This window comes from Rhodopseudomonas pseudopalustris (assembly GCF_900110435.1).
Lineage (GTDB): Bacteria > Pseudomonadota > Alphaproteobacteria > Rhizobiales > Xanthobacteraceae > Rhodopseudomonas > Rhodopseudomonas pseudopalustris.
The window spans coordinates 282,590-308,419 of sequence record NZ_FODT01000002.1; the positions used below are offsets into that span (position 1 = coordinate 282,590).

Below are 25,830 nucleotides of genomic sequence, written 5' to 3' on the forward strand. Positions count from 1 at the left end.
ATCAAATCGGCGAAAACACTGAAAACCATTGATATTCCGTGCGATCTCGCGTCTCTCGCTCTCTGGATCGCCGCCGGAACTCTGACGCGGGCCATCTTCAAACCCCACCTACGACTTCGATGCGGCGGCCGGCTGAAACGCCGCCGCCTCCGAAATCCGCTTTACGTCTGGCGCTTCACCGGCTGCCGCCGCTGCTGGAGCCGATCGCGCGCTCGCAGGCCGTCAGACTGCGGCGATAGGATTGTTCGAGCGTCTCGGCTGCCACCAGCGACTTGGCGGGGCTTTCGTTTCTCGCAGCGCGCTTGATCGCCGACACAATAGCGGAGAGATCGCCGGCCGCCCATCCAGCAGGCCGCGCGAACGTCGCCCGGCTTGGTTGCTTGCAACAGCCGCGACTCGATTTGAAAGAGCCGCCTCGATTGAACGGTCAGTTCCCCGTCGTCGCCGGTCTTAAACGCCGCCATGACTAGGCGCTCGGCGTTGCGGATGTCGTTGAGTGTCGCCCTGAAGTCAGGCGGTGCCGCAGGTTCGGTCTTAGCATCTGGCGTCGCCGGCCTCTGTGCCTGAAGGACCGCGTCGACCTGCATCATGGCCTTCTCGGCGCTGACCGGCGGATCGCCTGCAGCGGCACCAATGGTCAGCAGCAGCCAAGCCGCGGGAGCTGTCGAGAAGCTCTTCAAACAAGCCATTTCCGTTACCTATCCTTGCCAAAATCAGGCGCCCAATCCCAAGTGGCAATTGCGCTACGCTACCATCTTGTCGAGAAATGTCTCAATTAGAACAAGTCCGCGCACCAGCATCAGGCCGAGGCTTTGCCGGCGCCGGGCTCGGCCTGCGCGCTTCGAATTTCCGCCCGCAGTTTGGGCGACGATCAACTTGGTCATGGCACGGAGTTCGACTGGATCATCGGTGGCTGCGACGATTTCCCCGTATTGAAGAGGCGGTGAAGGCGGCTTCAAGCCGTTCCAAAACCGTTGCCATATGATCTTGCGCGCCGTGCCATTTGTTTTGCGCGCTATACCTCCAGGCTCTCGAAGGCGTCACCGCATCCGGCGCTGCGGGCGGTACTTCAGTACAGTATTGTCCTCTGCCTCATTAAGTATTACTTTATGAGAAGAGGGAGGGCACATGGCCACCAGCTACACCGTCGGAAAGCACTACGAGGCTTTCATCAAGAGCCTCGTGGAAAGCGGTCGATACAGCACGGCCAGCGAGGTCATGCGCGACGGATTACGCCTCATCGAGGAACGCGAAGAACGCCGCAAGGCCAAGCTTGAAGCGCTACGCGGCGAAATCCAGAACGGCCTCGACAGTGGTCCGGCCGAAGCCTGGGACATCGACGAAATGGTGGCTGAGGCGAAGCAACGTAAGGCCGCCAACAGTCATGGCAAATAGCCAGACACGCCGTCCGCAGGCACGCGAAGACCTCATCGAAATCTGGTTATTCATCGCCGACGACAACGAGTCCGCCGCAAGCTCCGTCGTTCACCGGATAGACCGGACCATCCAGATGCTCGCGGAAAACCCCAAGGCGGGCCGCGAACGTCCTGAACTGGGCAACAACATTCGCAGCTTCCCCGTTGGAAACTACTCCGTGTTCTATCTCCCGGACGGCAACGGGGTCGAGGTTGTACGTATCCTGCACGCCAGCCGCGATATCACGGCGGAAGATATCGACTAACGCCGAAGCCGAAGGAGTAACGGTTGGGCGCGACGACCGACGCCCCCCGAACGCCTCCGCAGCCTCTTCCTGGAAGTCCGGACGGTCTCTTCCCGGCGCGCGCCGTACAGGCCCATCAGACAGAATCGCGCAGCGGGATAGCGGCGGCGGATGATTCAGCGGTCGCGGCGCAAAAGCGCCGTCGTGTTTACGCCTCCACGACGCACGCTCGCCATCCCAGACGACGCCGATCGCAGCGCCGAGCAATCTCGCGGCCTCGTTCCGCGTCAGCCAGCGATAGCGGCCCTCCGCCTTCGTCGGCAGGGTAATCTTCGGGACGCAACTGACCGTCTTGTCGTCAAAGAAGTGATTGAGATCGAGCAGCCGGATGAGCAGCAAGTCATGCTGTGCCCAAGCCTGTGCACAAGCCCCGAGCGTCGTTCTTGCTCTACGGCTGCTTTGAAACCTCGTAGGCCGAACGCCTGCAGATGCGTGCCGCCAGCAGCGATCGTGCGCCGTCGCGGGGCGGATGCGGGTTGTTCCCGGCTTCCGGGGCGGTCCGGGGCTGGTCGGCGGGCACCGGGGGCGCTTCGGTCCGGAGCGAATCCGGACCGAGGCTGCTTTGGTTGCTTGGCCGAGGCGGTACGACCCGGTCTACAGCGTGAGTTCGTGACGGCCGACGACCATCCAGTGGACTTCGTCGGGGCCGTCGGCGAATCGCAGATGGCGCACGTCGGTGTACATTTCGGCCAGCGGCGTCCATTGCGAGATGCCGGTCGCGCCGTGCATCTGAATCGCCTGATCGATGATCTTGCAGGCGCGCTCGGGCACCATGGCCTTGACCATGCTGACCCAGATGCGCGCTTCCTTGTTGCCGAGCACGTCCATCGCCTTGGCGGCCTTCAGCACCATTAGCCGCATCGCCTCGATTTCGCAGCGGGCCTGCGCGATGATCTGCAGATTGCCGCCCAGATGCGCGATCTTCTGGCCGAACGCTTCCCGCGTGAGACCCCGCGACACCATCATGTCGAGCGCCTTCTCGGCCTTGCCGATGGTGCGCATGCAATGATGGATGCGGCCGGGGCCGAGGCGGAGCTGCGAGATCTCGAAGCCGCGGCCCTCGCCGAGCAGGATGTTCTCCTTCGGCACGCGGACATTGTTGAAGCGCATATGCATGTGGCCGCGCGGGGCGTGATCATGGCCGAACACGTGCATCGGCCCGATCACCTCGACGCCGGGGGTGTCGACCGGAACCAGGATCTGCGACTGCTGCTTGCTCGGCGCTGCGCCCGGATTGGTCTTGACCATCACGATCATGATCTTGCAGCGCGGATCGCCGAGGCCGGAGATGTAGTACTTCTCGCCGTTGATCACCCACTCGTCGCCGTCGAGCTTTGCGCTGGTCGAGATGTTCTTGGCGTCCGATGAGGCGACGTTGGGCTCGGTCATCACATAAGCGGAGCGGATCTCGCCGGCGAGCAGCGGCTTCAGCCACTTTTCTTTTTGCGCGGGCGTGCCGACGCGCTCCAGCACTTCCATATTGCCGGTGTCCGGCGCGGAGCAGTTCATGGTCTCGGACGCCAGCGGATTCTTGCCGAGTTCAGCCGCGATATAGGCGTAGTCGAGATTCTTCAGCCCCTCGCCGGTCTCCGCATCGGGCAGGAAGAAGTTCCACAGACCTTCTTCCTTGGCCTTGGTCTTGGCCTTGCCGAGAATATCGAGCTGTTCTGGCGAGAACGACCAGCGATCGGTGTTCTTCTGCTCGGCCATCTCGAACTCGTGCGACATCGGCTCGACGGTGGTCGCGATGAATTTCTTGACGTGGTCGTAGAGCGGCCGAACCCGCTCCGACATCCGCAGGTCGTTCAATTCGTCTTCGGGGGCAAGCGTATAGGGGGTCTGGCGGGCTGCATATGCAGTCTTCATTTTTGTCGTCCTCCCGATGTGTTCATCGCGTTCGCCCATCTCGCATGGATGGTTGCGCACCTTTATAGGCACGAACGCTCGCCATTGTCGAAGGCGCGTCCGGGACCGGCGGCTTCCCAGCCCCCTTGGTCGTCAAGGATGGACAAACCGGCAACCGCCACCGAAGCTGGGCCAATCCAAAAGGAGCGGCATTCTTGAAACCCATCTGTGATGCGTGGCCACTGATTGGAATCAGATGCCTTCAAAAGTCTCCATGAGAAAATCAATTCCAAAACGAATCCGTCCGGGCAGCGAGAACGAAACCGGTCGATCGTCATCCGGTGTTAGAGTTTTCGTACGATCGGTGATCGCGTGGCGCGCCGGACTCACGCTCCGCCACGATCATCGCGATGCAGGTTGCGCGAGCGGCCGCTGGAATGCGAGGACGGATGATGAAGACGATCGGCTTGATTGGCGGCATGAGCTGGGAAAGTACGGCGGTGTACTATCGCCGGCTCAACGAACAGGTCCGCAATGTCCGCGGCGGGCTGCATTCCGCCGAGATTCTGATGCGCTCGATCGATTTCGACAGCATCGTCGCAATGCAGAAAGCAGACGATTGGGACGGCGCCGCGAAGGTGCTGCAGAAGATCGCGCGTGAATTGCAGGCCGCCGGCGCGGATTGCGTGCTGATCTGCACCAACACGATGCACAAGCTCGCCGACGCGGTGCAGAGCGCGATCGACGTTCCGCTGCTGAACATCATCGACATTTGCGCGCTGGAGTTGAAGGCGGCCGGCGCGCGCAAGCCGCTGCTGCTCGCAACCCGCTACACGATGGAGCATGATTTCTATCGCGAGCGGATGAGCCGCCACGGCGTCGAGACCATCGTGCCCGATGCGGACGACCGCACCGCGGTGCACGACATCATCTTCTCCGAGTTGTGCTGCGGAATTATCCGCGACGGTTCGCGCGAGCGCTACATGGATGTCATCGCGCGCGGCCGCGCCGCGGGCGCCGACAGCGTGATTCTCGGCTGCACCGAAATCGGCCTCTTGATCCAGCCGGAGAACATTGATTTACCGGCATTCGATTCGACGCTGCTCCATGCCGATGCGGCAGTCGATTTCGCACTCGGCGACGGGCCTTCCAGCCACGCCGACGCAGCCTGAGGGGAGACGTTCAAGAATGCGCGCAATGGTCTTGCGGGAACATGGAGGGCTGGAGAAGCTCTCGTTCGATTCGAATTTTCCCGATCCGGATATCGGACCCGGCGACGTTCTGCTGCGCGTGCGTGCAACGTCGCTGAACTATCACGATATCTTCACCCGTCGCGGCATGCCGGGCATCAAGATCCCGCTGCCGGTGATCATGGGGCTCGACGTCGCGGGCGAGATCGTGAAGGTCGGTGAGGGCGTCGAAGGCTGGAAGGCCGGCGACCGCGTGCTGGTCGATCCGCTCAACCGCGTCGAAGGCGGGCTGATGGGCGAGACCATGAACGGCGGTCTCGCCGAGCTGTGCAAGGCGCGCGCGCATCAGCTCGTGCGCATTCCCGACAATGTCAGCTTCGAGCAGGCCGCGGCGCTGCCGGTCGCCTACGGCACCGCGCATCGCATGATGACCACAAACGGTCACGTCAAGGCCGGCGAGAAGGTGCTGATCCTGGGCGCCAGCGGCGGCGTCGGCGTGTGCTGCGTGCAGCTCGCCAAGATCGCCGGCGCCTATGTGATCGCCTGCGCCGGCTCCGAAGAAAAAGGCCAGCGCCTGAAGGAGGTCGGCGCCGACGAAGTCATCCTCTACACCAAGGAAGACTTCATGCAGGTGGTGCGTCAGCGCCACGGCCGGCCGCAGCGGGTCGGCGGCGGCTCGTCCGAAAACGGCGGCGTCGATGTCGTGGTCAACTTCACCGGCGGCGACACCTGGGTCAAATCGCTTCGCACGCTGAAGCTCGGCGGCCGTATCCTGACCTGCGGCGCGACCGCGGGCTACGATCCGGCCGAAGATCTGCGCGTGATCTGGACGTTCGAGCTGCAGGTCCGCGGCTCCAACGGCTGGGAGCGCGACGACATCGAGAAGCTGTTCGCGTTGCTGGCCTCCGGCAAGCTCCGCGCCCAGGTCGACAAGGCCTTCCCGCTCGAGCAGGCGGCGGACGCGCTGCGGATGCTGGAAGACCGCACCGTGTTCGGCAAGGTCGTGGTGACGCCATGACCGAACCGCTCGATCAGGTTCAGATCGAGGCGATGCTGCAGGCGTCGCCGTTCATCTCCTTTCTCGGCCTGACGGTGCAGGCGCTCGACGCCGCCAAGCAGGAGATCGTGATGCGATCGCCGATGCGGCCGGAGTTCGAGCGCGAGCCCGGCACCAAGCAGTGGCACGGCGGGCCGATCGCGTCGATCATCGACACCGTCGGAGACTACGCGCTGGTGATGTTCGTCGGCCGCGGGTTGCCGACCATCAATTTCCGTGTCGATTACTTCAGGCCGGCGATCGACACCGCTTTGATCACCACCGGCCGCGTGCGACGGCTCGGGCGCACTGTCGGCGTCGCCGATGTCGACGTCCATGACGAAAAGGGCGCCCTGATCGCGATCGGGCGCGCCACCTATGCAATCTGATCTGATGATATCGACACTGGAGCCACGATGAAGCCACTCACCGACAGGATCGCTCTCGTCACAGGCGCAAGCCGTGGCATCGGTCGAGCGATTGCCGTCAGGCTGGCGCAGGACGGCGCGATCGTTGGCATCCATTATCGCGCCGAGCGCGACAAGGCGGAGCAGACGCTCGAACTGATCCGGAGCCAAGGCGGCAAGGGCTTTGTCGTCGCGGCCGATCTCGCCGATGCCGCAGGCGCCGCACACCTCGCCGATGAGTTGATCGCCGAACTGCGCACCCTGCGGATTCCGGCGACGCTCGACATCCTCGTCAACAACGCCGGCATCGACGACCGCAAGACCATCGATCAGGTGACCGAAGCCGACTTTGATCGCATGGTGCAGGTCAATCTGAAGTCGCCGTTCTTCCTGATCCAGAAGCTGCTGCCGGTGCTGGCGAACGGCGGCCGCATCATCAATATCTCCTCGATGGCGACGCGGCTGTCGTTTCCGACCATGCCGGTCTACGCGCCGACCAAGGCGGCGCTGTCGACGCTGAGCCGCATCCTCGCCGTGCATCTCGGCCCGCGCTGCATCACCGTGAACACCGTGGCGCCGGGGGCGACCGCGACCGATCTCAATCCTGCCGCGTCGGATCCGCAGCACAGCGAAGCGATCCGCGACAGCGTCGCGCTCGGCCGCATCGCCGGGCCGGAGGACATCGCGCCGATCGTCGCCTTCCTCGCCTCGCGCAACGGCGGCTGGATCACCGGCGAGACGATCGAAGCCAGCGGCGGTCAGCGGCTATGATCTCGATGTCCGGCAGCGAATGGTTTTGTTCGATGCCGGACATCAACGGAAGATTTTGCTTCCGCGCTGCTCATCAGGCGCGGGATTTTTCAAAGTGCTGCGAGAGGTCGGCCTCCCTTTCTTGTCACGCGAGGCATCCTGTAGAGAGGGCGCGGGTTCCGCGCCAAAGGTAGGTCGTTGATGGATCGCATCGATCTCAAGATTCTCGGTTGCTTGCAGGAAGACGCCATGATGCCGGTCGCGGCCGTGGCCGAGAAGGCGGGGTTGTCGACCTCGCCGTGCTGGCGGCGGATCCAGGCGCTGATCGAGAAGAAAATCATCCGGCGCCGGGTCGCGCTGCTCGACGCCAATTTGGTCAACGTGCCGGTGACGGTGTTCGTGACGCTGAAGACCAACAAGCATCACAGCAAATGGATGACGTCGTTCGCGCGCGAGATCGCCAAGATCCCCGAGGTCACCGAATTCTATCGCATGAGCGGCGAAGTCGACTATCTGCTGCGGATCGTGGTGCCGGACGTCGCCGCCTACGACAACGTCTACAAGCGGTTGATCAGCGCGGCCGAACTGTTCGACGTCAGCTCCAGTTTCGCGATGGAGACGATCAAATATTCGACCGCGCTGCCGCTCAATTATGCGGACGTCTGATGCGCATCGTGGCGACATGCGCGACGAGAAACTGAAAAAATCACAACGAACGGCGGAGGGAGAGACGATGATGGGAACTTATCGCATGGCGGTGATCGGGCGGCTGACGACGGTGGCGCTCTGGGCAGGTCTCGGTGTTGCAAGTCTGGGTGTTACAAGTCTCGGCGTTGCAGGTCTGGGCATCGGCGGGGCTGCGGCGCAGCAGTCCGCCGACACCTCGCCGGTGCGGATCGGCGTGCTCACCGACATGTCGGGGCTGTTCGCCGACATCTCCGGCCACGGTGCGGTGATCGCCGTCAAAATGGCGGTCGATGATTTCGGCGGCAAGGTGCTCGGGCGTCCGATCGAGGTTCTCTCCGCCGACCACCAGAACAAGGCCGACGTCGGCCTGTCGCTGGCGCGCGCGTGGATCGACGAGAAGAACGTGGTGATGCTGGCCGACCTGATGAATTCCTCGGTCGCGCTCGGCGTGATGGAGCTCACCAGGAACAAGGACCGGATCGCCATCGTCAACGGCGCCAGCACCTCGGTGATCACCAACGAGAAGTGCACGCCGAACAGCATCCACTACACCTGGGACACCTATGCGCTCGCCCGCGGCACGGCCAATGCGGTGGTCAACCGCGGCAAGAAGAAGTGGGCGCTGCTTGAAGCCGATTTCGCATATGGCCACCAGCTCGCCAATGACAGCCGCCGCTTCGTCGAAGCCGCCGGCGGCGCGGTCGTCTCGGAGATCAAGCACCCGATCAACACCAGCGACTTCTCCTCCTTCCTGCTCCAGGCGCAGAGCTCCGGCGCGGACGTGATCGCGCTGGCCAATGGCGGGGCCGATACCATCAATTCGATCAAGTCGGCGGCCGAGTTCGGCATCGGCCGCGGCGGCAAGCAACAGGTGGTCGGGCTCGCGATCAACCTCAACGACACCAAGGCGCTCGGCCTCGACGCCGCGCAGGGATTGCTGCTGACCGAAGCGTTCTACTGGGATCGCAACGACGAGACCCGCGCCTGGTCGAAGCGCTTCCAGGAGAAGTTCGGCAAGATGCCGACCTCGACCCAGGCCGGCGACTACTCGTCGACGATGCACTACCTCAAGGCGGTCGCCGCCGCCGGCACGCTCGATGCGCAGACGGTGATGGCCAAGATGCGCGACACCCCGGTCGACGACTTCTTCGCCAAAGGCGGCAAGATCCGGATCGACGGCCGCATGGTGCACGACATGTATCTGGCGGAAGTGAAGAAGCCTTCGGAGTCGAAGGGCCCGTGGGATTTCTACAACATCCTCGCGACGATCCCGGGCGATCAGGCATTCCGGCCGCTGTCGGAGAGCGCCTGCCCGCTGGTGAAGAAGTAAGCGGCGTTCGCCGAGCGACGATTGCGGTCCAGCAAGTTCGGATATGCAGGAGCTTCTGGACTCTCACCCCGTCATGCCCGGCACAAGGCCGGGCATGACGAACTTGAGTTTGTCGACCCGGATCGAGGTCCGTATGCGTCTCGATCCCATCATGATGACGACACGTTTGGAGCCTGTTTGATGTCCTGGCCGTCCCGCAATCTCGGCTGCTGCTTCGATCCGTCGAAAGATCCCGACAAAGTCGCGATCATCGATTTGCGCGATCCCGAACGGCCGGTGGAAGTCGCCTATGCGGCGCTCGACGCGGCGTGCGACGCGGTGGCGCGCGGGCTGCTCGGCAAGGGGCTGAAGCGCGGCGATCGCGTCGGCATCATGTCGCTGAATTCCGCGCCGATGATCGCGGCGTATCTCGGCATCATGCGCGCCGGCCTGGTCGCGGTGCCGATTTCGTTCAAGCTGGCGCGGGAGACCGTCGACTACATCGTCAAGGATGCCGATCTGCGCGCCGTGTTCCACGATCACGAGCGGCGCTCGCTGGTGCCGGACGATCTGCTCGCCATCGATTTCGACACGCCCGACGGCTACGCCGCGCTGTGCGACCACGGACCCTTCACCGCGTTCGAGCCGCAGGGGCGCGAGGTCGCCACCATCCTGTACACCTCGGGCTCGACCGGAATGCCGAAGGGCGTGCTGCTATCGCACGAATCCCAGATGTGGGCGCTGGAGACCGCGGCGCGGGCCAGCGATCGTTCGCAGCATCGCTACATCGTCGCCGCGCCGATGTTCCACATGAACGCGACGATCAGCGCCAAGACCGCGCTCCATGCCGGCGCATCGATGGTGCTGATGCCGTCGTTCGATGCGCGGCTCTATGCGCGGGCGATCGCCAGATATCGCGTCACCTGGCTGACCTCGGTGCCGACCATGATGGCGATGATGGCGCGCGAGCATGATCTGATCGGCCAGCTCGATTTCTCCTCGGTGACCCATGTGATGATGGGCTCCGCGCCGCTCACCAAGCCGCTGGTCGAGAAGGTTCAGGGCCTGTTTCCCGGCGCCGCGATCAGCAACGCCTACGGCACCACGGAAGCCGGTCCCGGCGTGTTCGGTCCGCATCCGGACGGTCTGCCGCGGCCGGACACGGCGGTCGGCTATCCGACCGCGGGCGCGCAGGCCGAATTGCGCGAGGGCCCGTCGCCGGACGAGGGCGTGCTCTACATGAAGAACCCGATGCTGATGGAGGGCTACAACAACCGGCCCGAGAAGACCGCCGAGGTGATGAGGGACGGCTGGTATCGCTCCGGCGACATCATGCGTCGCGATGCGAACGGCTTCTTCCATTTCCTCGGCCGCGCCGACGACATGTTCGTGGTCGGCGGTGAAAATGTCTGGCCGGGCGAGGTCGAGAAGCTGGTCGAGCGCGTGCCCGGCGTGCATCAGGCCGCGATCGTGCCGGTGCCGGACGAGATCAAGGGCACGCTGCCATTCGCCTTCGTGGTGCTTCAGGATGGCGCCAAACTCGACGAGGCGGCCGTGAAGAAGTTCACGATCGACAACGGCCCGGCCTTCGCCCACCCGCGTTTCGTCGAGTTCCGGCCCGCCATCCCGCTGTCCGCCACCAACAAGCCGGATCGCCGGCTATTGACCCAGGAAGCCGAGCAGATCGCCGCCCGGCGTCGGGCGGCTGGCGAGCGGGCTTGATCCCGGGAACCAACAGGCACCGGCCGGTCGACCCGTACGGTAATTTGGTGTGGAAACCCTTCCTGCGACCTCGTTTCAATCGCGTGGGACGCCGTGCTCCATTGACAAATGCTGCACTGCGCTCAACTGATGGGCAATCCAGTTCGGATTGAAACGCGAAAGCAAATCGGGGCCGATCGGCTCTCACGGCCGCCGCTGACCATCGCGACTGGAGCGACGCGCAACCGCAGGAGCATGGATGTGAAGGCTTTGGCTCGGACGTTCTATCATGTGCCGGTGATCGGCTGGCTGACAAAGGATGCCGTTCATGGCTCGCCGGAGGCGAAGTACTTCTTTGCCTTTAACATGGCCGTGCTGTTCGTCGGACTCATCTATTTCATCGGCTATCCGCTGGTGATCACGCTGGCGCTGATCGGCGCCGGGGCCGGCCTGTCGGGCCTGGTGCTGCTGACCGCGCCCGATGCGTTCGACAGTCGCTCCTCGCGCACAACCGTTGCGATGCCGGCGCCGCCGCCCCGCCAGCAGGTCATCCGGCGCGCCGCCTGAACGGAGATTGCAAACCCGGTCGCGCCGCGCGACCGGGTTCAGATGCTAATAGCGTTTTCGAGCGAAGTGGGGACCGGTTCGCGTCAAGAAAACGCGTCAGAACAAAAAGTTAGAGTTCCGGTTCTGATTCTATCAGAACCGGAAAAGCTCTATCCCGAAAGAGTATCGCAGTTCCGCTGCAGCCGTTGCCAGGCGGGCTCGTCCGCGGGCAGGCCGAAGCGATAAAGCCGTGGGCTGTGATCGAAGCCGCGGATCAAGATGCCGGCGCGCGCGAACCGGTCGACCAGATCGCCGTCGTCCGCGCTTTCGTAGAACCCGAACAGATCGGTTCCGCCGCGCGGTTCGAGCTGCGCTGCGGCGAGTGTTGCGTCGAGCCGGCCGCGGTCGGCGGCAAGCCGGCTGCGCGTCGCCGCGATCCATGCCTTGTCGCGCAGCGCAGCGGTTGCGATCGTGCAGGCCGGTCCGGACGCGGCCCAGTCGCCGAGCAGATCACGCCATCGCGGCGCATCGCCGGCATTGACCACCACGAAGCCGAGCCGCAGTCCTGCCAGCCCGAAGAATTTTCCGAGCGACCGCAGCACCACCACCCCGCGCGGCAACGCCGCGCCGCCAAGCACCGACAATTCCGGCCTGAGGTCGCCGAACGCTTCGTCGATCACCAGGCGTTTGCCCGATGCGGTCCAGCACTCGGCAAAGTCCGCAAGTGGCTCCGGCGCGATCAGGTGTCCATCCGGATTGTTCGGGTTGACGAGCACCACGACATCGAAGTGCGCCTGCGGATCGGGCAGGGCGCCGAGCTCATGCACCTGCGCGCCTGCCGCGCGCCAGGCGGCGGCGTGCGAGCCATAGGTCGGTCCCAGGATGCCGACTTGCGCGATCGATGGCTGTGGCGGCGTCAGCACGAGCGGCGCCAGCCGGATTGCGATCTCGCTGCCCGGCGCGGGAAGCACCACTGCGCCGCCGGGCAGCCCATAGGCTTCGGCCGCGGCCGCGCATAATTCGTCGAGTTCCGTCGTCAGCGGCAGCCGTGCAAAGGCCGCTGCTGCGAGCGTCGGGATCGGATAGGCGGTCGGATTGATGCCGGTCGAAAGATCGATCCAGGGCTGCGGCGCGTCAGGATAGGCGCTTGCTGCGAGATCGACGCGGCCGCCGTGAATGCGGAGCGCCGTCGCAGCGGCCGCTGCCGTCAAGGCGTCACCAGCCAATATCCGCCGACCACCAGGATCAGGGCCAGCGTCACGATCACCCCCAGCACCCCGGCGATGATCGCCGGCAGGCTGTGATCGTCGAGCCAGCGTTGCAGCTTGCGTTCCAGTCCCAAACCCATCGATCGCCCATCCGCTTTGCGCACCCGTCCGCTGATGTATCACCTCGCGGGCTCCCGCGCGCTAGAGCTTTTTCGGTTCTGATTGAATCAGAACCGAAGCTCTAACTCGATGTTCTGACGCGTTTTCTTGACGCGAACCGGCATCCACTTCGCTCGAAAACGCTATCGCCCGACATAAGCGAAAGGTTCCGCCCGAGCCGGCGGTGAGTTGCAAGGAACCAGCGTGCGCTCAGGGATTTGACTTGCAAACAGGAGGTTTGCAATGTCGATCCGCTTTCAGATTGCGTCGCTGGTGTTCATGATGACCAATGCGGTCGTCTTCGGCGTCGGCCTCGTCTCGGTGCTGACGTTCCCGTCGCTCGCGCGCCACGCATTCGACTTGATTCCGATCGTTGTGCTCGGCAGCTTCATCATTTCGGCCCCGCTGTCGTGGATGATTGCGCCGCGTCTGCAGGCGCGGTACTGGCGCCGGCAGCAGCAGCTCGCCGCCAGAAGCTGAGCCGCGGCGGTTGGCCGCCGTCCCCGATTGATGGGGATCAATCGGGGGCCGGTAGCGGTGCCGCATATAGCAGCAGGATGTGGTGAACCCGGCGGTCGCGATGAGCCTGCCCAATCTCGACTGGTTGCAGCGCTTTCCGGCTTTGGCCGGGATGCCCGAGAGCGAACGCGCGCCGCTGACCGGCGGCGCGATGGCGATGAGCCTTCCCGCCGGCGCTACGGTGTTCGCACCGGATCAGCCCTGCGGCGCATTCATCCTGGTGACCGGCGGCAGCGTGAGGGTGTTTCAGCTCGACGCCGAGGGCAACGAGATCGTGCTGTATCGGCTCGGTCCCGGCAGCATCTGCATCCTGACCACGCTGGCGCTGCTCGCCGCCGACAGCTACACCGCCTTCGCCGTCACCGAGACGCCGGTCGAAGCGGTCGGCCTTCCGGCTTTGACCTTCAATGACCTGATGGCGCGGTCGGCGCAATTCCGCAGCTTCGTGTTCCATGCCCAGGCGGCGCGGATGGCCGACCTGATGGCGGTGATCCAGAACGTGGCTTTCGCCTCGATCGATGCCCGTCTCGCCGCGCGGCTGCTGGTGCTCGCCGACGGCAATCGCGGGCTGTCGATCACCCATCAGCAACTCGCCGCCGAGATCGGCACAGCGCGCGAAGTGGTCAGCCGGCATCTCAAGGCGTTCGAGCGGCGTGGCTGGGTCAGCCTCGGCCGCGGCCGGGTCGAGCTGCGCAACGCAGCCCCGCTGCGCGCGGCGGCGCAGGCTGGCCGCTGAGCCGGATCGCCTCTTGCTGCGGCGGTGACTTCGTCACAGACCGATCGCCCCCGGGGTCGTAGACATCATGCGTCACTCAACCAAGCGAGGGGAAACAAGATGACCGTCAATGTTGGAATGATCGACCGCCTGCTGCGCGCCATCGTCGGCGCCGGACTGATCTATTGGGCGCTGACCGGCGGCCCGATCTGGGCGTGGGTCGGCGTCGTGCCGCTGTTGACCGCGGCGATCGGTTTCTGCCCTGCCTACACGCTGCTCGGCATCAAGACCTGCCCCGTCAAGCAGCCCTGATTTACAGGGGTTTGTTAGAACTCTCGGAATCGGGTACGGCCCGATCCCGAGAGTTGTTCTCTTTCAGGTGAGAAAATGCACAAGAACTGGATCGATCTGACTGGCGAGCTTTCGGTGGCGCTGCGCGAAGTGCGCGGCGGCGCGCCGGACGTGATGAAGGGCTTCTCCGCGATCGCGCAGGCCGCGCTGAAAGCCAACGCGCTCGACACCAAGACCAAGGAATTGATCGCGCTTGCGATCTCGGTCGCCACCCGCTGCGACGGCTGCATCGGCTTTCACGCCGAGGCCGCGGTCAAGCACGGCGCGACCCGCGACGAGATCATGGAAACGATGGGGATGGCGATCTACATGGGCGCCGGTCCCAGCGTGATGTACGCGGCGCAGGCGGTCGAGGCCTACGATCAGTTCGCGCAGAAAAAGGCCGCAGCGGAAGCCGCCAATTCCGCTGTGCGGTAGCCGCAGCCAACCCGCAGCCGCGCGGGTTGCGTCGCCGCGCGCGCTGCGTCATATGGTCTACTCGTCTACCCAGAGAGTGACCATGGCGCACCCGATACAGGACGTTCTCCAAGCATTTGCCGCCGGCGAAATCGTCGTCGTCACCGATGACGATGATCGCGAGGGTGAGGGCGATCTCGTCGTCGCGGCCTCGCTGTGCAACTCCGAGAAGATGGCGTTCATCATCCGCCACACCTCGGGCATCGTCTGCGCTCCGATCACCATGGACGACGCCCGCCGGCTGCGGCTCGATCCGATGGTCGCGCACAACGACAGCAATCACACCACCGCCTTCACCGTTTCGATCGACTACAAGCCCGATAACGGCACCGGTATTTCGGCGGAAGAGCGCGCCTCGTGCTGCCGCGCGCTGGCCAATCCGAACGCCGGCGCCGCCGACTTCGCGCGCCCCGGCCACATCTTCCCGCTGATCGCCCGCGACGGCGGCGTGCTGCTGCGATCCGGCCACACCGAGGCCGCGGTCGATCTGTGCCGGCTCGCCGGCCTGCCGCCGGTTGGCGTCATCAGCGAATTGATGAACGACGACGGCACCGTCACCAAGGGCGCGCAGGTCGTCGAATTCGCCAAGAAGCACAACCTCAAGCTGGTCACGATCGCCGACCTGATCGCGCATCGTCAGGCGCGCGAGAAATTGATCGAACGCGTGGCGATGTTCACGATGGAAAGCCCGATCGGTCCGATGCAGGGCTACGCCTATCGCTCGCCCTTCGACGAGATCGCCCACGTCGCCTGCGTCTATAACGGCGTCGGCGACGGGCGGAACGTGCTGGTGCGGTTCCACAAGCCGAACATCGTGAAAGAGATCTTCACCGGTCCGCGCCGGATCGAGGCGGTGCTCGAGCATTTCCGCAACAACGGCTCCGGCGTGCTGATCTATCTGCGCGACGGCGCCGCCGGCGTTCCCGTCGCGCCGATCGACGAGGCGAGTTCGGCCGAGGCCGATCGCCACCGACAGTGGCGCGAGATCGGCGTCGGCGCCCAGATCCTGCGCGACCTCGGCGTCAGCTCGATCCGGCATCTCACCTCGTCGCACCTCGACTACAAGGGTCTGTCGGGTTTCGGGATCGAGATCGTCTCGAGCGAGCACCTTGAAGGCGCCTGACCAACGTTTTACCTTCCTGCCGTCGCAACACGCGGCAGCGTCGTGAAAGGATGATCGATGAGCGTGCGTGCGCAAACCAAGGACAAGCCGGCTCCCGCGAGCTTCAAGTGGGACGACCCGCTGCTTCTGGAAGACCAGCTCACCGAAGACGAGCGGATGATCCGCGACACCGCCCGCGCCTATGCGCAGGACAAGCTGTTGCCGCGCGTCTCGCAGGCCTATCTCGAAGAGAAGACCGACCGCGAGATCTTCAACGAGATGGGTTCGCTCGGCCTGATCGGCGTCACGCTGCCCGAGGACTATGGCTGCGCCAATGCCAGCTATGTTGCCTACGGCCTGGTGGCGCGCGAGATCGAGCGGGTCGATAGCGGCTATCGCTCGATGAACTCGGTGCAGTCGTCACTGGTGATGTATCCGATCTACGCTTACGGCGACGAGACCCAGCGCAAGAAGTATCTGCCCAAGCTCGCCTCCGGCGAATGGGTCGGGTGCTTCGGTCTGACCGAGCCCGACGCCGGCTCCGATCCCGGCGGCATGAAGACCAAGGCCGAGAAGGTCGCCGATGGCTATCGTCTCAGCGGCAGCAAGATGTGGATCTCCAACGCGCCGATCGCCGACGTGTTCGTGGTGTGGGCGAAGTCGGCCGCGCACGACAACCAGATCCGCGGCTTCATCCTCGAGAAGGGCATGAAGGGCCTGTCGGCGCCGAAGATCGGCGGCAAGCTCTCGTTGCGCGCCTCGATCACCGGCGAGATCGTGATGGATGGCGTCGTGGTGCCGGAAGAGGCGCTGCTGCCCAACGTCTCCGGCCTCAAGGGTCCGTTCGGCTGCCTCAACCGCGCCCGCTACGGCATTTCCTGGGGCGTGATGGGCGCCGCGGAAGACTGTATGCAGCGCGCCCGGCAGTATACGCTGGACCGCAAGCAGTTCAACCGCCCGCTCGCGGCGACCCAGCTGGTGCAGAAGAAGCTCGCCGACATGCAGACCGAGATCGCGCTCGGCGTGCAGGCGAGCTTGCGCGTCGGCCGGCTGATGGACGAGGGCAAGGTCGCGCCGGAGATGATCTCGATCGTCAAACGCAACAATTGCGGCAAGGCGCTCGACATCGCCCGCGTCGCTCGCGATATGCACGGCGGCAACGGCATCCAGATCGAGTACCACGTGATGCGCCATGCCCAGAACCTCGAGACCGTGAATACCTACGAGGGCACCCACGACGTCCACGCCTTGATCCTCGGCCGCGCCATCACCGGGATTCAGGCGTTTTCGTAAGGCGAGTGAGCACCACCTTGCGACGTCATTCCGGGATGCGCCCTCTTGGGCGCAGACCCGGAATCCATACTCCCGGCGGTGGTTATGGATTCCGGGTTCGCGCTGCGCGCGCCCCGGAATGACGAACTCATAGATTGGTCTCGCTGCGCTCGGTACCACGATAACAACAAACAAACCGGGAAACGCCATGAGCGACGCCAGTGCCAACCCCGACGACGTTCCGTTCAACCGCGACTTTCCGCTGAAGCCGGGCGTCGTCGAGGAGGTCCGCCCCGGCCTGCGCCGCGTGCTGTGCGACAACCCTTCGCCCTTCACCTTCACCGGCACGGTCAGCTACATCGTGGGTACCGGCAAGGTGGCGATCATCGATCCTGGCCCCGACAGCGAGGCGCATGCGAATGCGCTGATCGATGCGGTGAAGGGCGAGACCGTCACCCACATCCTCGTCACCCACACCCACAAGGATCATTCGCCCGGCACGCCGCGGCTCAAGGCCGCGACCGGCGCGACGGTTTATGCCGAAGGCCCGCACCGCGCCTCGCGGCCGTATTTCGAGAGCGAGAAGGTCTCGACCGAATCCGGCGCCGACCGCAACTTCAAACCCGACGTCGCGATCCGCGACGGCGATGTGATCGAAGGCGACGGCTGGACGGTGGAAGCGGTGGCGACGCCGGGGCGCACCGCCAACCACATGGCGTTCGCCTGGCGCGAGCGCGACGCGCTGTTCGTCGGCGACCACATCATGGGCTGGTCGACCTCGATCGTGGCGCCGCCGGACGGCTCGATGGTCGATTACATGAATTCGATCGACCTTCTGATCGCGCGCTCCGAGCAGCTCTATCTGTCCGGCCACGGCGCCGAGATCCTCGAAGGCCCGCGCTACTCGCACTTCCTGAAGCGCCATCGCCTCGCCCGCGAAGCCTCGATCCTGTACCGATTGGCGAAAGGCGAGACCGACATCCCGACGATTGTGCGCGCGATCTATATCGGCATCGACCCGCGGCTGATGACCGCCGCCGGCTATTCCGTGCTGGCGCATCTCGAAGATCTGGTGTTGCGCGGCATCGTCGCGACGGAGGGCGACCCGGTGATCGGCGGGCGCTACCGGCTGGCGAAGTAACAGGCACGGCCTGTATTGCGCTGTCGGTCATAGACCGCAGTCGAGCCGGCACAGCCCGACCTCTCCCGCTTGCGGGAGAGGTCGGATCGCGTCGCGATCCGGGTGAGGCACTCCGCTCCGCACTTGCTCAGTCAGTGCCCGTATCGTCCGACCCTGTTCCGCAAGCGGGAGAGGGAGCGCGCCGTCTGCGCGGCAAGGCCGGTGACGACAATGATCCCGCGGACGTGCCACTTCTTCTGTCTCGCGCGACGCTGCCCTACTTCTTCGGCGCCGCCTTGCCCTTCGCCGGCTGCTTTGCGGCCGGGTCGGGCTTTGGCGTCGGCGCGTTCTCGGCGGCGGTGGTGATGTCTTCGCTGAGCTTGGCGATGCGCGCGGCGTTGCTGCCGAGGTCGCTTTCGAAGTAGCGCGAGGCGGAGCGGATATCGATCCTGGCGCCGTCGCCGTCCGGCAGGATGCGGATTGCGACGTCTTCGGGCAGGCCCATCACCATGGTGCGCGCGACCGCCTCGATGTGTCCCTCGCGCCGCGGCAGCTGCGGCGGCCGCGCATCGACCACCCGCCATTTGCGGCGGTTGACCAGATTCAGCGCCAGCTCATAGGCGCGCTGCACAGGCAGATCGACCTGCACGGTCTCGATCGCCGGGTAGGCCGTGTGCTGCAGCTCGGCGGAGTACAGGCCGGCATAGACCGCGGTGTTGGCGCCGTCGCCGACGCGCAGCCGCGCCAGCGTCTCGAATTTCGGCGGGTCGATCGCGTCGGTGGTGATGTCGTGGATCGCGGGCAGCGTCCGATACTGCCAGCCGAGATAAGACGGGTAGGCGAGGATCAGCACATCGATCAACAGCGCCAGCAGGATGCGCGCCATGCCGCGCGATCCGTTCTGCCAGATCGAGGCGAAGCCGGCCAGCGCCAGCACGATCGAGAGCCCGGCCAGCGCCAGCGCGCCGAAGAACGTGGCCATCGCCGGGCGCACTTCGAGGAAGTCGAACCGAACCACAAGGGTCGAGACCACGGCCGCGATGGCCGCGAACACCGCCAGCATACGCGCCCAGCTGGCGAGGCGCGATACGGGCTCCATCTGATAGGGAGCGGAAAATCTGCGCGCCATCGCTGTTCGTTCTGCCGGGTAGGAGACTGCGCCTGCCGCCATCGGGCCGCGCCGCAAGCCGATCCGTTGAGACCATGGCGGCTGTGGAAATTCAAGGCCGGATTACTGCAGCGAAACGCCGAGGGCTGCACGGCGCTTGCCGGACCGGTTCCGGCATTCACATTCGACGATGTGGCGGCAAGGCGAGCGAGCGCCAGACCGCCGCGGAGCATGTGATTGTCTAGCTGCCGGGCAGTCGACCGTAGACCCCGGTGACCGGGACGGGACGCGCAGGCGGGAAACCAGGTTCATACCGCCAGCGATGACCAATCGCTCGGATCGGTTTCTCGAGCAGATGGTAGCTGAGATACGACGCCAGAACGGAAGCCACCAATGCGCCGAGGGCGATGGCGGCGTCGGGCCAGTTGGTGACCCGTTCCGGCCGTGCGGCGAGAATGAATGCCAGGCTGAGGAAAAGAGAGTGAAACAGATACAGCGCGTAGGAAATTCGGCCGGCCTCTTGCAGGGGCCTTATTCTTAGAAGGCGAACACCGGTGTCGATGCGCAGCAGAATCCACATCAGCAGGACGCCGTAGAGCACCGCCAGATAGAAGTGCCCCCAAACATGCATGTGCCACCAGATGTCCTGGAGAATGGCATAGACCATGATCGGGGCAATACAGGCGAGGCCGACAACGGCGGCGCTGACTTGCGCGGCCCGTTCCCGGATTGCCTTCATGATCTGCGGGTCGCGCCAGATGGTGGCGACAAATGCTCCTGCGCAGAGGCAGTCCAAACGGAACGGGGTAAAGACGTAGATCGGCAAGCCATACTTCGGAAATGCGAGATATGTCGCCGCTCGAAGAAGCGCTGAGGTCAGGCCGACGATGATGATCAGCTTCCGGAGATGTTTGACCGGGGTGAGCCACAGAACAAGCGGCGCAACGAGGTAGAACTGTTCCTCGATGGCGACCGACCACGTCACGGAAAAACCGCGGGATACGTAGCTGTCGGCGGCGGCCATCAGGATGTTGTAGGAGAACAGCGACTGCGCCGCGAACTGAACGGGGAAGTTCGGGTTGGCGTTGAAAGCGGCGTTCGGCCCTGTCAGGTGGAAGCAGAGCCAGTAGATCGCCATCAGCGCGAAATACGGCGGGAAGATCCGGGCTGCTCGCCGGATATAGAAGGTCTTGAAGTAGGAGGGAGACTGCCGGTTGTCGATCAGGATTCCGACGATCAGAAAGCCGGACAGCACGAAGAAGAGATCGACGCCGGTGCGGCCGAAGATGGTGGCCGCGTAGGTCGTGGAGGCGATCCAACCAAGTGCTGGATCGAGCAGCGATCCGGTGAAGTGCCAAACCAGAACCATGATAGCCGCGATTCCTCGCAGGCCGTCCAGTTCCGGGATGCGCTTGTCAGATTGCATGCGCGGAAACTAGCTGAACCGCAACGCCAGGGCAAACTCCGTGACCTGGTGCTCTTCGTTCATTCATCAAACGGTCGAATGCGCCTTCCGTAGGGCCTGAGAGAGCCTGTGTTTCCACGGAATGGGGCGCGGAGGCGCGCGTGTCGCCGCGTAGCATGATGCTCTGCCGGTCAGTGAGCACGGGCTGCTCCCTCTCCCGCTTGCGGGGGAGGGCCGGGGTGGGGGCGACACGGGCTCAGTCGATGTGGCCTTCTCAACCCGGCGCCGCGTGGGTTGCGCCGCTGCTTCCCCCACCCGCCGCGCCACGCGCGTCGACCTCCCCCGCAAGCGGGAGAGGTTGCTCCGGTCCGGCCTCGACGGCTTTCGGGAAAAGCCGTCCTCAGGCCGCCGCGTTCGGCAGGCTGTAGGTCTTGAACTGATCGCGTAGCGCGGTCTTCAGGATCTTGCCGGTGGCGGTGTGGGGGATCGCTTCGACGAACACGATGTCGTCGGGCATCCACCATTTGGCGATCTTGCCGTCCATGTACTGCAGAATCTCGTCACGCGTGCAGGTCACGTCCGGCTTGAGCTGGCAGATCAGCAGCGGCCGCTCGTCCCATTTCGGGTGATACACGCCGATCACGGCGGCCTCCGCCACCTTGGGGTGGCCGACTGCGAGATTTTCCAGATCGATCGAGGAAATCCATTCGCCGCCGGACTTGATCACGTCCTTGGAGCGGTCGGTGATCCGCATATAGGCGTCTGCGTCGACGGTGGCGACGTCGCCGGTGTCGAAGAAGCCCGCATCGTCGAGGATCTCGGTATCGACCCGGAAATACGCCTTCGACACCGCGGGTCCGGAGACCTTGAGCCGGCCGAAGGTCTTGCCGTCCCATGGCACGTCTTTGCCGGCGTCGTCGGTGATCTTCATCTGCACGCCGAACGGCGGATAGCCCTGGGTGGCCAGCACATCGAGCCGCGCATCGCCTGTCAGCGTGTCGAATGGCGGCTTCAGCGCCGCCAGCGTGCCGATCGGGCTCATCTCGGTCATGCCCCAGGCATGGCGCGCCTCGCAGCCCATGTCGACGAACGCCTTGATCATCGAGCGCGGCATCGCCGAGCCGCCGCACACCACCATCTTCAGGTCCGGCAGCGTCAGCTTCTCTTTGGCCATGTATTGCAGCAGCATCAGCCACACCGTGGGCACGCCGGCGGTGTGCGTCACCTTCTCGGTCGACAGCAGCTCATAGACCGAAGCGCCGTCGAGCTTGGCGCCGGGCATCACCAGCTTGGTGCCCATCGACGGCGCCGAGAACGCGATGCCCCAGCTGTTGGCGTGGAACAGCGGCACCACCGGCAGCATCACGTCCTTGGCGCGGGTGCCGAGCGAGTCGCCGTTGTTGGCCATCAGCGCGTGCAGCACGTTGGAGCGATGCGAATACAGCACGCCCTTCGGATCGCCGGTGGTGCCCGAGGTGTAGCACATCGCCGCCGCGGTGTTCTCGTCGAAGCTCTTCCACTGGAAGTCGCCGTCGGCCTCCTTCAGCCATTCCTCATAGGCGATCGCGTTCTTCAGCGTGGTCTGCGGCATGTGCTCGGCATCGGTGAGCACGATGAAGCGCTCCACGGTCGGCAGCTTGTCGGCGATCTTTTCGAGGATCGGGACGAAGGTGAGATCGGTGATCATCACCCGGTCCTGGGCGTGGTTGACGATCCAGACGATCTGGTCCGGAAAAAGCCGCGGATTGACCGTATGGCAAATCGCGCCGATTCCCATAATACCATACCAGCATTCCAGATGCCGGGCGGTGTTCCAGGCGATGGTGGCGACGCGGTCTCCGAGTTTGATGCCGGCGCGATCCAGCATCTGGCTCACCTTCAGCGACCGTTGATGAATCTGCGCGTAGGTCGTGCGCACGATCGGTCCCTCGACCGAACGGGTAACCACTTCCTGGTTGCCGTGAACCTGCGCCGCATGCTCGATGATCCGGTGACACAACAAAGGCCAGTCTTGCATCAGTCCAAGCATAAGAACGTTCCTCCTGATTGTTATCCCTCATGGATTGGCAGCGACATTAGCGCGGACAAGGCCAGCGGAAAACGGTCTTGTCATGCGCTGTTCCGCGGCAAAGCGTCGACGCTCGCGGTGCTGATCGCGGTGGCGGTGGCGCTATGCGCGCCGCCCGCGCTGGCGCGGGACAAGATACCGTTGCCGAAGCCTCGGCCGGCCGAGGCGCCTGCGCCCGACGACGAGCGCGCGGCCGACAAGCCGGAGTCCGACGCGCCGCCGCAGGCAGAGGCGGCCAAGCCGCCGCCCAGCCCCGAGTCGAAGCCGCCCTCGGCGTGCCGGCTGGCGCTGACCGATGCGATTGCGGTGGCGCCCAGCATCCCCGACATCACCGGTCCCGGCAGTTGCGGCGGCCCCGATCTGGTCCGGCTCGAAGCGATCGTTCTGCCCGACGGCAGCCGCGTCGCGGTGACGCCGGCGGCGACGTTGCGCTGCCAGATGGCCAGCGCGCTCGCGGCCTGGGTCCGCACCGACATCGCGCCGCTCGCGGCCTCGTTCGACCAGCGGCTTGCCGCGCTCGACAATTTCGACTCGTATGACTGCCGCGGCCGCAACCGGGTGTTCGGCGCGAAGCTGTCCGAGCATGGCCGCGCCAATGCGCTCGATCTGCGCGGCCTCAAGCTCGCCAATGGCCGGATGCTGTCGCTGACCGATCGCGCGACGCCGCGCGCGGTGCGCGAGAGCGTGCTGCAATCGGTGTGCGCCCGATTCTCCACCGTGCTCGGGCCGGGCTCGGACGGCTATCACGAGGACCACATCCATCTCGATCTGGCCGAGCGGCGCGGTGGCTACAAGATCTGCCAATGGGAGGTGTGGGAGCCGCTGCCTGCGATCGCGCCGCTGTTGCCGGCGGCGCGGCCGGCCGAGGCGCCGCCGCGCGAGGTCGCCGATCAGCCGGCGGACCGGGAGCAAGAGCGCGCCGCGCCGCAGCAAGGCGATCCGGAGCAGGCCGAGCAGCGCGAAGCCGAGCAGGCGCCTGCGCCGCCGCCGGCGAAGCAGGCGACAAAGAAAAGGCGCCGGACTGACCAGCGCCTTTGAGCATTTTCGAGATATTGCGGATCGGCTAAGCCGATCCGGTCTGGGCGATCGAGCGGATCGGCGAGGCCGGTCCGCGATCGGCTGACCTACAGCGTGCTGCCGCCGCCCTGCAGCGCCATCTTGGAATTATACGGCGAGTCGCCGTGCTTCGGCTCCAGCACCACGACGATCGCGCCCATCTTGACGCGGTTGTAGAGGTCGATGACGTCCTCGTTGGTCATGCGGATGCAGCCCGACGAGATCGAGGCGCCGATATATTCCGGCTGGTTGGTGCCGTGGATGCGGAACAGCGTGTCCTTGCCGCCCGAATACAGATAGATGGCGCGCGAGCCCATCGGATTGTCCGGGCCGGGAGCGACGAATCGTGGCACGCCGAGACGGGAAATCTCGCTGGGGGTCGGATGCCAGGCCGGCCATTCGGCCATCGCGCCGACCTTGGCGATGCCCGACCAGGCCATCGCCTCTTCGCCCACGGTGATGCCGTAGCGGATCGCTTTGCCGCCGTCCTGGACGTAATACAGATAGTGATTATCGGAATCGACCACGATCGAGCCGGGCGTTTCCTTGCGGTGATAGTCGACGATAGCGCGGCGGAACGCTTCCGGCGTCGGCGTCTTGACGTAGGACACCTTGGCGAGCAGCTCCTTGTCGCGCGGCTTGAACACCGTCGACGACGTCTCCTGATAGGTGGTCTGCGTGCAGGCGGACAACAAAAGGCCCGCGCAAACCAAAAGTCCCAGCTTCTTTCCGAGAGACGCCATTATCGTTCCAATCGCAATCGGCACGCTAAAACGCGCCGGAAAAAGACATCGCCCATGACGATTCCTAAGGCTTTAGTATCGCTGAAAGCCGCCGTTTGGCCAGCATTTCTGCGAGTGTGCCGCATCGCGAGCCCATAGTTGTTGTATTTCTGCCGCAGAACTGCGGTAGGTGATTAACTTCCAGGCAAGACCTGTGGCGGCTCCGCCGCAGCCCATCTCTGCCCTGCCGATGAAAACCGTCTCGCCCGGCGCCGGCGGACCTTGCCAACCCCCGCAGAGTTGCGGCACTCCAGAGTCGCCTCCGCCATCACTCCCGCCAGCTCCGGAGTCTTCATGCTCGCGCTTTTCGCCCCCGCCGACGCCGCGCTGAAGCGCGTAGCCCCGCTCGATTTCGACGCGCTGCCGGACGATGCGGTGTGGATCGATCTGGACAAGCCGACCCCGATCGAGGATCGCGCGGTGGAGAAGCTGGCCGGGATCGCGGTGCCGACCCGCGAGGACATGCAGGAGATCGAAATCTCCAGCCGTCTCTATATCGAGAACGGCGCCCGCTACATGACCGCCACCTTGATGTGCGGCGCGGACACCACCTCGCCGCGGCTGACCCCGGTGACCTTTATCCTGTCCGGCCGGCGGCTGGTGACGGTTCGCTACGACGAGCTGCGGCCGTTCGCGTTGGTCGAGAACAGGCTCGCGCGCACGCCGTCGTTCGGCGCGTCCGGCGAGTCGGTGCTGCTCGAATTGCTCGACGCCGTGATCGACCGCTGCGCCGACATTCTGGAGCGAGCCGGCGCCGACGTCGACGACGTCAGCCGCGCGATCTTCGAACCGGAGGGCCCGGCGCGCGCCGGCCACCCCAAGCGCTATTCCGACATTCTGATCGCGATCGGTCGCAAGGGCGACTTGGTCTCCAAGGTCCGCGAAAGTCTGGTCTCGATCGGCCGGCTGGTCGCCTTCCTCACCGTCGAGGGCGAGGGCCTGAAATGGCCGAAGGACAGCCGTACCCAGCTCAAGACCATGCAGCGCGACGTGATCTCGCTGACCGACCATGCGAGCTATCTGTCGAACAAGACCACCTTCGTGCTCGACGCGATGCTCGGCGTCGTCAATCTCGAGCAGAACAACATCATCAAGCTGTTCTCGGTGATGGCCGTCGTGCTGATGCCGCCGACCCTGATCGCGTCGGTTTACGGCATGAACTTCAAGTTCATGCCCGAACTCGAATGGGCCCACGGCTACACCATGGCCCTCGGCATGATGCTCGCCGCCGCCGTGGTGCCGTATATGTTCTTCAAGTGGAAGAAGTGGTTGTAGGGGCGGGGCGACAATAGGGTGGGCAGAGCGAAGCGAGCCCACC

General features: G+C 64.7%; 28 protein-coding genes. 19 read left to right on the forward strand and 9 right to left on the reverse strand.

The annotated features are described in order from the left end of the window. Window positions 1-161: 161 nt before the first annotated feature. Both BMY71_RS04660 and BMY71_RS24795 read right to left on the reverse strand, forming a co-directional pair. Window positions 162-680, reverse strand: a complete 519-nt coding sequence (locus BMY71_RS04660; RefSeq protein WP_139202598.1) for a hypothetical protein — start codon at window positions 678-680, stop codon at window positions 162-164. 63 nt (window positions 681-743) lie between these two features. Further along, window positions 744-884: a hypothetical protein gene (locus tag BMY71_RS24795; protein WP_175557611.1), complete on the reverse strand. Its 141-nt coding sequence runs from the start codon at window positions 882-884 to the stop codon at window positions 744-746. A 244-nt stretch (window positions 885-1,128) separates the two neighbouring features. On the opposite strand from BMY71_RS24795, the gene BMY71_RS04665 reads away from it, so the two are divergent. Then, entirely contained in the window at window positions 1,129-1,395 is a 267-nt protein-coding gene (locus BMY71_RS04665) for a type II toxin-antitoxin system ParD family antitoxin (protein WP_092682082.1), read from the forward strand. Further along, the gene (locus tag BMY71_RS04670; RefSeq protein WP_092682084.1) at window positions 1,385-1,681 is read left to right on the forward strand and encodes a type II toxin-antitoxin system RelE/ParE family toxin; all 297 of its coding nucleotides are present in this window, start codon (window positions 1,385-1,387) and stop codon (window positions 1,679-1,681) included. The genes BMY71_RS04665 and BMY71_RS04670 overlap by 11 nt, the downstream gene beginning before the upstream one ends. Window positions 1,682-2,314: 633 nt before the next feature. Here the strand turns inward: BMY71_RS04670 and BMY71_RS04675 are convergent. Continuing rightward, complete coding sequence (locus BMY71_RS04675) at window positions 2,315-3,586, reverse strand: acyl-CoA dehydrogenase family protein (RefSeq protein ID WP_092682086.1); 1,272 nt, start codon at window positions 3,584-3,586, stop codon at window positions 2,315-2,317. Between the two features lie 431 nt (window positions 3,587-4,017). On the opposite strand from BMY71_RS04675, the gene BMY71_RS04680 reads away from it, so the two are divergent. From BMY71_RS04680 to BMY71_RS04715, 8 genes are all read left to right on the forward strand, one after another. Further along, window positions 4,018-4,737, forward strand: coding sequence for an aspartate/glutamate racemase family protein (locus tag BMY71_RS04680; RefSeq protein WP_092682459.1), 720 nt, complete (start codon window positions 4,018-4,020; stop codon window positions 4,735-4,737). 16 nt (window positions 4,738-4,753) lie between these two features. Continuing rightward, complete coding sequence (locus BMY71_RS04685; RefSeq protein WP_011501672.1) at window positions 4,754-5,773, forward strand: zinc-binding dehydrogenase; 1,020 nt, start codon at window positions 4,754-4,756, stop codon at window positions 5,771-5,773. Continuing rightward, window positions 5,770-6,180, forward strand: a complete 411-nt coding sequence (locus BMY71_RS04690) for a PaaI family thioesterase (protein ID WP_092682088.1) — start codon at window positions 5,770-5,772, stop codon at window positions 6,178-6,180. The genes BMY71_RS04685 and BMY71_RS04690 overlap by 4 nt, the downstream gene beginning before the upstream one ends. A gap of 27 nt (window positions 6,181-6,207) precedes the next feature. Next, window positions 6,208-6,969: an SDR family NAD(P)-dependent oxidoreductase gene (locus tag BMY71_RS04695; RefSeq protein ID WP_011501674.1), complete on the forward strand. Its 762-nt coding sequence runs from the start codon at window positions 6,208-6,210 to the stop codon at window positions 6,967-6,969. 180 nt (window positions 6,970-7,149) lie between these two features. Continuing rightward, window positions 7,150-7,614 carry an Lrp/AsnC family transcriptional regulator gene (locus BMY71_RS04700; RefSeq protein ID WP_011501675.1) on the forward strand — a complete coding sequence of 155 codons (465 nt, stop codon included), beginning with the start codon at window positions 7,150-7,152 and terminating at the stop codon, window positions 7,612-7,614. A gap of 67 nt (window positions 7,615-7,681) precedes the next feature. Further along, a complete protein-coding gene (locus BMY71_RS04705; RefSeq protein WP_092682461.1) occupies window positions 7,682-8,965 on the forward strand; it encodes an ABC transporter substrate-binding protein in 1,284 nt (427 codons plus the stop codon). Window positions 8,966-9,145: 180 nt separating this feature from the next. Beyond that, window positions 9,146-10,666: a class I adenylate-forming enzyme family protein gene (locus BMY71_RS04710; RefSeq protein ID WP_092682090.1), complete on the forward strand. Its 1,521-nt coding sequence runs from the start codon at window positions 9,146-9,148 to the stop codon at window positions 10,664-10,666. 234 nt (window positions 10,667-10,900) lie between these two features. Next, window positions 10,901-11,212 (forward strand): hypothetical protein, encoded by a 312-nt coding sequence (locus tag BMY71_RS04715; RefSeq protein ID WP_049760675.1) that lies wholly within the window; start codon window positions 10,901-10,903, stop codon window positions 11,210-11,212. Between the two features lie 149 nt (window positions 11,213-11,361). On the opposite strand, the gene cobD is transcribed toward BMY71_RS04715, so the two are convergent. Then, on the reverse strand, window positions 11,362-12,402 hold the full coding sequence (gene cobD, locus BMY71_RS04720; RefSeq protein ID WP_092682092.1) for a threonine-phosphate decarboxylase CobD: 1,041 nt from the start codon (window positions 12,400-12,402) through the stop codon (window positions 11,362-11,364). Then, a complete protein-coding gene (locus BMY71_RS24800; protein ID WP_175557612.1) occupies window positions 12,399-12,539 on the reverse strand; it encodes a hypothetical protein in 141 nt (46 codons plus the stop codon). Before BMY71_RS24800 ends, cobD begins: the two co-directional genes overlap by 4 nt. A 262-nt stretch (window positions 12,540-12,801) precedes the next feature. On the opposite strand from BMY71_RS24800, the gene BMY71_RS04725 reads away from it, so the two are divergent. The 7 genes from BMY71_RS04725 to BMY71_RS04755 all read left to right on the forward strand — a co-directional run bounded on the left by BMY71_RS04725 (window position 12,802) and on the right by BMY71_RS04755 (window position 18,114). Beyond that, window positions 12,802-13,038 (forward strand): hypothetical protein, encoded by a 237-nt coding sequence (locus BMY71_RS04725; protein WP_092682094.1) that lies wholly within the window; start codon window positions 12,802-12,804, stop codon window positions 13,036-13,038. 100 nt (window positions 13,039-13,138) lie between these two features. Beyond that, on the forward strand, window positions 13,139-13,813 hold the full coding sequence (locus BMY71_RS04730; RefSeq protein ID WP_041805729.1) for a Crp/Fnr family transcriptional regulator: 675 nt from the start codon (window positions 13,139-13,141) through the stop codon (window positions 13,811-13,813). Between the two features lie 99 nt (window positions 13,814-13,912). Next, window positions 13,913-14,104: a YgaP family membrane protein gene (locus BMY71_RS04735; protein WP_011501683.1), complete on the forward strand. Its 192-nt coding sequence runs from the start codon at window positions 13,913-13,915 to the stop codon at window positions 14,102-14,104. Window positions 14,105-14,179: 75 nt separating this feature from the next. Continuing rightward, window positions 14,180-14,560, forward strand: coding sequence for a carboxymuconolactone decarboxylase family protein (locus BMY71_RS04740; protein ID WP_011501684.1), 381 nt, complete (start codon window positions 14,180-14,182; stop codon window positions 14,558-14,560). A gap of 82 nt (window positions 14,561-14,642) precedes the next feature. Further along, window positions 14,643-15,722, forward strand: a complete 1,080-nt coding sequence (ribB, locus tag BMY71_RS04745; protein ID WP_041805175.1) for a 3,4-dihydroxy-2-butanone-4-phosphate synthase — start codon at window positions 14,643-14,645, stop codon at window positions 15,720-15,722. A gap of 57 nt (window positions 15,723-15,779) precedes the next feature. Beyond that, a complete protein-coding gene (locus tag BMY71_RS04750) occupies window positions 15,780-16,994 on the forward strand; it encodes an acyl-CoA dehydrogenase (protein ID WP_011501686.1) in 1,215 nt (404 codons plus the stop codon). A gap of 187 nt (window positions 16,995-17,181) precedes the next feature. Further along, window positions 17,182-18,114 carry an MBL fold metallo-hydrolase gene (locus BMY71_RS04755; protein ID WP_092682096.1) on the forward strand — a complete coding sequence of 311 codons (933 nt, stop codon included), beginning with the start codon at window positions 17,182-17,184 and terminating at the stop codon, window positions 18,112-18,114. A 256-nt stretch (window positions 18,115-18,370) separates the two neighbouring features. Here the strand turns inward: BMY71_RS04755 and BMY71_RS04760 are convergent, their stop codons facing one another. The 3 genes from BMY71_RS04760 to BMY71_RS04770 form a co-directional block, all read right to left on the reverse strand. Continuing rightward, window positions 18,371-19,222 (reverse strand): DUF1499 domain-containing protein, encoded by an 852-nt coding sequence (locus tag BMY71_RS04760; protein ID WP_092682098.1) that lies wholly within the window; start codon window positions 19,220-19,222, stop codon window positions 18,371-18,373. Window positions 19,223-19,442: 220 nt separating this feature from the next. Then, complete coding sequence (locus BMY71_RS04765; RefSeq protein WP_092682100.1) at window positions 19,443-20,627, reverse strand: acyltransferase family protein; 1,185 nt, start codon at window positions 20,625-20,627, stop codon at window positions 19,443-19,445. 379 nt (window positions 20,628-21,006) lie between these two features. Further along, the gene (locus tag BMY71_RS04770; RefSeq protein ID WP_011501689.1) at window positions 21,007-22,635 is read right to left on the reverse strand and encodes a fatty-acid--CoA ligase; all 1,629 of its coding nucleotides are present in this window, start codon (window positions 22,633-22,635) and stop codon (window positions 21,007-21,009) included. A 117-nt stretch (window positions 22,636-22,752) separates the two neighbouring features. On the opposite strand from BMY71_RS04770, the gene BMY71_RS04775 reads away from it, so the two are divergent. Then, window positions 22,753-23,712, forward strand: a complete 960-nt coding sequence (locus tag BMY71_RS04775) for an extensin-like domain-containing protein (RefSeq protein WP_092682463.1) — start codon at window positions 22,753-22,755, stop codon at window positions 23,710-23,712. 86 nt (window positions 23,713-23,798) lie between these two features. On the opposite strand, the gene BMY71_RS04780 is transcribed toward BMY71_RS04775, so the two are convergent. Then, on the reverse strand, window positions 23,799-24,473 hold the full coding sequence (locus BMY71_RS04780; protein WP_011501691.1) for a L,D-transpeptidase: 675 nt from the start codon (window positions 24,471-24,473) through the stop codon (window positions 23,799-23,801). A 333-nt stretch (window positions 24,474-24,806) separates the two neighbouring features. On the opposite strand from BMY71_RS04780, the gene BMY71_RS04785 reads away from it, so the two are divergent. Beyond that, window positions 24,807-25,787, forward strand: coding sequence for a magnesium transporter CorA family protein (locus BMY71_RS04785; RefSeq protein WP_011501692.1), 981 nt, complete (start codon window positions 24,807-24,809; stop codon window positions 25,785-25,787). Window positions 25,788-25,830 lie beyond the last annotated feature (43 nt).

Excerpts from the sequence above, each read along its gene's own strand:
- BMY71_RS04715 (WP_049760675.1), top strand. The coding sequence starts at position 10,901 with ATGGATGTGAAGGCTTTGGCTCGGACGTTCTATCATGTGCCGGTGATC.
- BMY71_RS24795 (WP_175557611.1), bottom strand. The coding sequence starts at position 884 with ATGACCAAGTTGATCGTCGCCCAAACTGCGGGCGGAAATTCGAAGCGC.
- BMY71_RS04770 (WP_011501689.1), bottom strand. The coding sequence starts at position 22,635 with ATGCTTGGACTGATGCAAGACTGGCCTTTGTTGTGTCACCGGATCATC.
- BMY71_RS04750 (WP_011501686.1), top strand. The coding sequence starts at position 15,780 with ATGAGCGTGCGTGCGCAAACCAAGGACAAGCCGGCTCCCGCGAGCTTC.
- BMY71_RS24800 (WP_175557612.1), bottom strand. The coding sequence starts at position 12,539 with ATGGGTTTGGGACTGGAACGCAAGCTGCAACGCTGGCTCGACGATCAC.
- BMY71_RS04690 (WP_092682088.1), top strand. The coding sequence starts at position 5,770 with ATGACCGAACCGCTCGATCAGGTTCAGATCGAGGCGATGCTGCAGGCG.
- BMY71_RS04675 (WP_092682086.1), bottom strand. The coding sequence starts at position 3,586 with ATGAAGACTGCATATGCAGCCCGCCAGACCCCCTATACGCTTGCCCCC.
- BMY71_RS04755 (WP_092682096.1), top strand. The coding sequence starts at position 17,182 with ATGAGCGACGCCAGTGCCAACCCCGACGACGTTCCGTTCAACCGCGAC.
- BMY71_RS04680 (WP_092682459.1), top strand. The coding sequence starts at position 4,018 with ATGAAGACGATCGGCTTGATTGGCGGCATGAGCTGGGAAAGTACGGCG.
- BMY71_RS04710 (WP_092682090.1), top strand. The coding sequence starts at position 9,146 with ATGTCCTGGCCGTCCCGCAATCTCGGCTGCTGCTTCGATCCGTCGAAA.
- BMY71_RS04785 (WP_011501692.1), top strand. The coding sequence starts at position 24,807 with ATGCTCGCGCTTTTCGCCCCCGCCGACGCCGCGCTGAAGCGCGTAGCC.
- BMY71_RS04705 (WP_092682461.1), top strand. The coding sequence starts at position 7,682 with ATGATGGGAACTTATCGCATGGCGGTGATCGGGCGGCTGACGACGGTG.
- BMY71_RS04695 (WP_011501674.1), top strand. The coding sequence starts at position 6,208 with ATGAAGCCACTCACCGACAGGATCGCTCTCGTCACAGGCGCAAGCCGT.
- BMY71_RS04765 (WP_092682100.1), bottom strand. The coding sequence starts at position 20,627 with ATGCAATCTGACAAGCGCATCCCGGAACTGGACGGCCTGCGAGGAATC.
- BMY71_RS04740 (WP_011501684.1), top strand. The coding sequence starts at position 14,180 with ATGCACAAGAACTGGATCGATCTGACTGGCGAGCTTTCGGTGGCGCTG.
- BMY71_RS04725 (WP_092682094.1), top strand. The coding sequence starts at position 12,802 with ATGTCGATCCGCTTTCAGATTGCGTCGCTGGTGTTCATGATGACCAAT.
- ribB (WP_041805175.1), top strand. The coding sequence starts at position 14,643 with ATGGCGCACCCGATACAGGACGTTCTCCAAGCATTTGCCGCCGGCGAA.
- BMY71_RS04665 (WP_092682082.1), top strand. The coding sequence starts at position 1,129 with ATGGCCACCAGCTACACCGTCGGAAAGCACTACGAGGCTTTCATCAAG.
- BMY71_RS04730 (WP_041805729.1), top strand. The coding sequence starts at position 13,139 with ATGAGCCTGCCCAATCTCGACTGGTTGCAGCGCTTTCCGGCTTTGGCC.
- BMY71_RS04735 (WP_011501683.1), top strand. The coding sequence starts at position 13,913 with ATGACCGTCAATGTTGGAATGATCGACCGCCTGCTGCGCGCCATCGTC.
- BMY71_RS04760 (WP_092682098.1), bottom strand. The coding sequence starts at position 19,222 with ATGGCGCGCAGATTTTCCGCTCCCTATCAGATGGAGCCCGTATCGCGC.
- BMY71_RS04780 (WP_011501691.1), bottom strand. The coding sequence starts at position 24,473 with ATGGCGTCTCTCGGAAAGAAGCTGGGACTTTTGGTTTGCGCGGGCCTT.
- BMY71_RS04700 (WP_011501675.1), top strand. The coding sequence starts at position 7,150 with ATGGATCGCATCGATCTCAAGATTCTCGGTTGCTTGCAGGAAGACGCC.
- BMY71_RS04685 (WP_011501672.1), top strand. The coding sequence starts at position 4,754 with ATGCGCGCAATGGTCTTGCGGGAACATGGAGGGCTGGAGAAGCTCTCG.
- BMY71_RS04670 (WP_092682084.1), top strand. The coding sequence starts at position 1,385 with ATGGCAAATAGCCAGACACGCCGTCCGCAGGCACGCGAAGACCTCATC.